At 59.1% G+C, this 3,452-nt stretch carries 4 protein-coding genes and 1 pseudogene; 2 read left to right on the top strand and 3 right to left on the bottom strand.

Annotated features, from left to right (window positions below):
* Positions 1-581: pseudogene (locus tag GSQ92_RS30410) on the top strand (putative PEP-binding protein); the annotation flags it as partial.
* A gap of 32 nt (positions 582-613) precedes the next feature.
* Entirely contained in the window at positions 614-844 is a 231-nt protein-coding gene (locus tag GSQ92_RS24335) for a hypothetical protein (RefSeq protein ID WP_158805161.1), read from the top strand.
* A 254-nt stretch (positions 845-1,098) separates the two neighbouring features.
* Here the strand turns inward: GSQ92_RS24335 and GSQ92_RS24330 are convergent, their stop codons facing one another.
* From GSQ92_RS24330 to GSQ92_RS24320, 3 genes are all read right to left on the bottom strand, one after another.
* On the bottom strand, positions 1,099-1,632 hold the full coding sequence (locus GSQ92_RS24330; RefSeq protein WP_158805160.1) for a VOC family protein: 534 nt from the start codon (positions 1,630-1,632) through the stop codon (positions 1,099-1,101).
* A 116-nt stretch (positions 1,633-1,748) separates the two neighbouring features.
* Positions 1,749-2,567: an ATP-binding cassette domain-containing protein gene (locus tag GSQ92_RS24325; RefSeq protein ID WP_159014159.1), complete on the bottom strand. Its 819-nt coding sequence runs from the start codon at positions 2,565-2,567 to the stop codon at positions 1,749-1,751.
* A gap of 5 nt (positions 2,568-2,572) precedes the next feature.
* Positions 2,573-3,452, bottom strand: an 880-nt coding sequence (locus tag GSQ92_RS24320; protein WP_159014213.1) for an ABC transporter permease, incomplete at its 5' end; no start/stop codon positions are given.

The raw sequence follows: 3,452 nt of genomic DNA, 5'->3' as shown, positions 1-3,452 counted from the left end.
CGCCGCTGCATGAATTCCTGCCGCATGGCGAGCAGGAGCTGGCCGAGGTGGCGCAGGCGATCGGCGTCGATACGTCCGAATTGGAGATCACCCGCGCCCAGGTCGATCGCATGGCCGAGCAGGTCTTCGCCGCCGCCGGGCAGCGGATCGAGTAGCAGGTCGGCACCATGATCGAGCTGCCGCGCGCAGCTTTGCTCGCCGACCGCATCGCGATCGATGCCGACTTCTTCAGCTTCGGCACCAACGACCTGACCCAGACCGCTTTCGGGCTTTCGCGCGACGACGCCGGCAAGTTCCTGCCGAAATATGTCGAGAGCGGGATCTTTGAGAAGGACCCCTTCGTCTCGCTCGATCGTGATGGCGTCGGCCTGCTGGTGCAGATCGCGGTCGAGAAAGGGCGGGCGACGAAACCGAAGCTCAAGCTCGGCATTTGCGGCGAGCATGGCGGCGATCCGGCCTCGATCGCCTTCTGCCAGGAGGTCGGGCTCGACTATGTTTCCTGCAGCCCATACCGCGTGCCGGTTGCGCGTCTGGCCGCCGCGCAGGCGGCGCTTGGCGTGTCACGTGACCGCACTGCCTGAAGGTCGAAATGCCGTCTTGACGAAACCTAGAAATGATGGCCGCTGAGAAGCACCACGATCAAGATGATAGTCAGGATCGTTCCAATGCCGACGCCTCCGTGGCCGTAACTAGTGCGGCCGCCGCGATAGCCGTAGCCGATACCATCGCCGAAAAGATGACAGCCAAAACAATCAGCACAAAGAGCAGCATTAGAGGCATCACTATTTTGAGCGATAGGATGTCTCACGGTGACCCTTTCGTGCCCAGCGAAATCGGTAGCTGAACTCACTCCAAATTAAATACCCGTTCATGCGACGCTTATCGAGCGACGGCCCGCACCGGACGATTTGAATCATGGCGCTTATCCGCGGCGCGTACTGAGGCTCAGTTTGAGGCCGACCTACGCACCAGGAGAGGGTAGTTGTTCCTCTTATGATCCAGCTGACAGGCCTAAGCCTGCGCTGCCGTCAGAACACCGGCGGCAGCGCAGGCTTAAAGTCGGAACGATAGTAGGCGGCTTGCGAAGCCGCTCCGCGTTCAACTGTCGCGCGGGTCCCAAAGACGGCCGGAGAAGTCTGCTTCGTAACTCTTGCCCTTAGGATAGCTCACTAGTTCCATTTGCATTCCCCAGGGCGTAATGAAGTAGACCCAGTTCTCGCCGCCGCTAGGACCTTCGGTCTTGAACTCTGGTTCGCCAAAAATGCGCACACCCTTTTCGCGCAGGTAGTCCGTGGCTGACACGATATCGTCAACGTAGAAGGCAAGATGGTGTCCGCCGATGTCGCTGTTCCGTGGCTGGGTTTTGTTCTGATCGTCCGCCTCATATTGAAAGATCTCAAAGTTCGCGCCATTTTTGCATCGCACCAGGCGAATGTCGCGGATACGCGCCCTCGGGTCGACCCCGAGTTTATCGCGCATACGCGTGCCCTTGCTATCCTCCTGCGCGCCAAGCGAATAAAAAATCTCGCAACCAATGACATCACGAAAGAAGGTAACCGCCTCCTCAAGATCCGGCACGGTAAATCCGACGTGGTCTGTGCCCCGAAGGCCTGGAATACCAGATGGAGCCATAGTCATTCCCTCCAACGTTTTGAAATTCGCCGTTGCGGTGTCCTAACCGCAACGGCTGAGTGATGAGTGTCAGTGCGGCCAATGAAGCCGTTGGCACGGCTTCACGACAAACCGCGTTAGTTCACCGGCGTGGGACCCCGGGCGTCCCCACGATGCAGCTCATGCTGCAGCGCGTTGAGACCTGCGCCACCCGCCATATGGAACATGAGATCGTCCAGGCTAAGTTCTGAACGAGGGGCATCGAGCTCAACCTCGCCGCGCGCCAGAACCATGAAGTGATCGCCGACCATATAGGCGTGATGCGGGTTGTGCGTGATGAAAATCACACCGATCCCCTGCTCCCTCGCCGCCTGGGCGATGTAGCGCAGCACGATGCCCGATTGCGTCACGCCAAGCGCCGCCGTCGGTTCGTCGAGGATCAAGACGCGGGCGCCAAAGTGAATGGCGCGAGCAATCGCGACGACCTGCCGCTGGCCGCCGGAAAGCGTGCCGACGGGCTGCTCTAGATCGGACACGTTGATGCCCATCTGACGGAGTTCCACGTCTGTCTTATCCCACATCCCGGCGACATCCAAGCGCCGAAACGGCCAGGTGCCGGTGGTCATTTCCGAACCGAGGAAGAAATTCCGCCAGATCGACATAAGGGGAACCATCGCCAAGGTCTGGTAGACGGCGGAGATCCCGAGATCGAGAGCTTGGCGAGGCGAGGTAAAGTGCACGGGGCTACCGTCGACAGCATAGACGCCTTCGTCGTGACCATGGAGCCCGGCGATAATGCTGATGAGCGTGGACTTACCCGCTCCGTTGTCACCGAGAATGCAGGTCACCTCGCCTTGGCGAACGGATATGCTGACATCCTTCAGGGCACTGAAATTGCCATAGCTCTTGCCAACATTGCTGAGCTGAACGATGGGTGTTGAATTGCTCTTCGACATGTCATTTACCTCGAGCTTGCACGGGTTCGCAGCCAGCCGTTGAAGACCGTGGCCAGCAGCAGCATCGCGCCCACGAAGAACATAAACCAGTCGGGGTCCCAGTCGGCGTAGATCACGCCCTCCGTCGTCATGCCAAAAATAAAGGCGCCCAAAGCCGAGCCAATCGCTGAACCGTAGCCGCCGGTCAATAGGCAACCTCCGACCACCGCCGACGCAATGTATAGAAGTTCGTTGCCGATACCGGCGCCCGATTGCACGGTGTCATAGGCAAAGAGCATGTGCATGCCGGTGAACCAGACCGCAAGACCAACCAGCATGAACAGGCCGATCTTGACCTTCTTCACCGGGATACCGACGGCGCGCGCACTGTCGCCCTGCCCGCCCACTGCGAAGATCCAGTTGCCAACCTTGGTGCGCAGCAGGACCCAGGTGCCGAGAAGCGCGAAGATAATCCAATAAATGATTGCGATGCTGATCGTCACGCCACCGATTGTCAGGCTGGAAGCAAAGACGGCATGCGCCGAGTTGAAGCCGGTCATGCCGGAGATGTCGTCGGTTGCGACGTTGCCCGTCAGGAGCTTGGTGACAGCGATATTCAACCCCTGAAGCATCAAGAATGTCGACAATGTCACCAGGAAGCTATGAAGCTTGGTCTTGACCAGCAGATAGCCGTTGAGCGCACCGATTCCCAATGACAGGACCAAAGCGGCAAGGACACCAATCCACACATTGCCAAAGACCTCCGTCGTAAAAATGGCAGCGGCAAGGGATGAGGCGGTGACGGCAACTCCGGCGCTTAGGTCGAATTCCCCTCCGATCATGAGGAGCGCGACCGCCACCGCCGGAATCCCCAGAGTCGCTGACTGGTAGAGAATCGTCGTGAAT

Origin of the sequence: Acidisoma sp. S159 (assembly GCF_009766125.1) — a bacterium.
GTDB lineage: Bacteria > Pseudomonadota > Alphaproteobacteria > Acetobacterales > Acetobacteraceae > Acidisoma.
This window is presented reverse-complemented; position numbering and strand designations above follow the sequence as displayed.

Coding starts and splice junctions, on each gene's coding strand:
- GSQ92_RS24325 (WP_159014159.1), bottom strand. CDS start 2,567: ATGTCGAAGAGCAATTCAACACCCATCGTTCAGCTCAGCAATGTTGGC.
- GSQ92_RS24335 (WP_158805161.1), top strand. CDS start 614: ATGATGGCCGCTGAGAAGCACCACGATCAAGATGATAGTCAGGATCGT.
- GSQ92_RS24330 (WP_158805160.1), bottom strand. CDS start 1,632: ATGGCTCCATCTGGTATTCCAGGCCTTCGGGGCACAGACCACGTCGGA.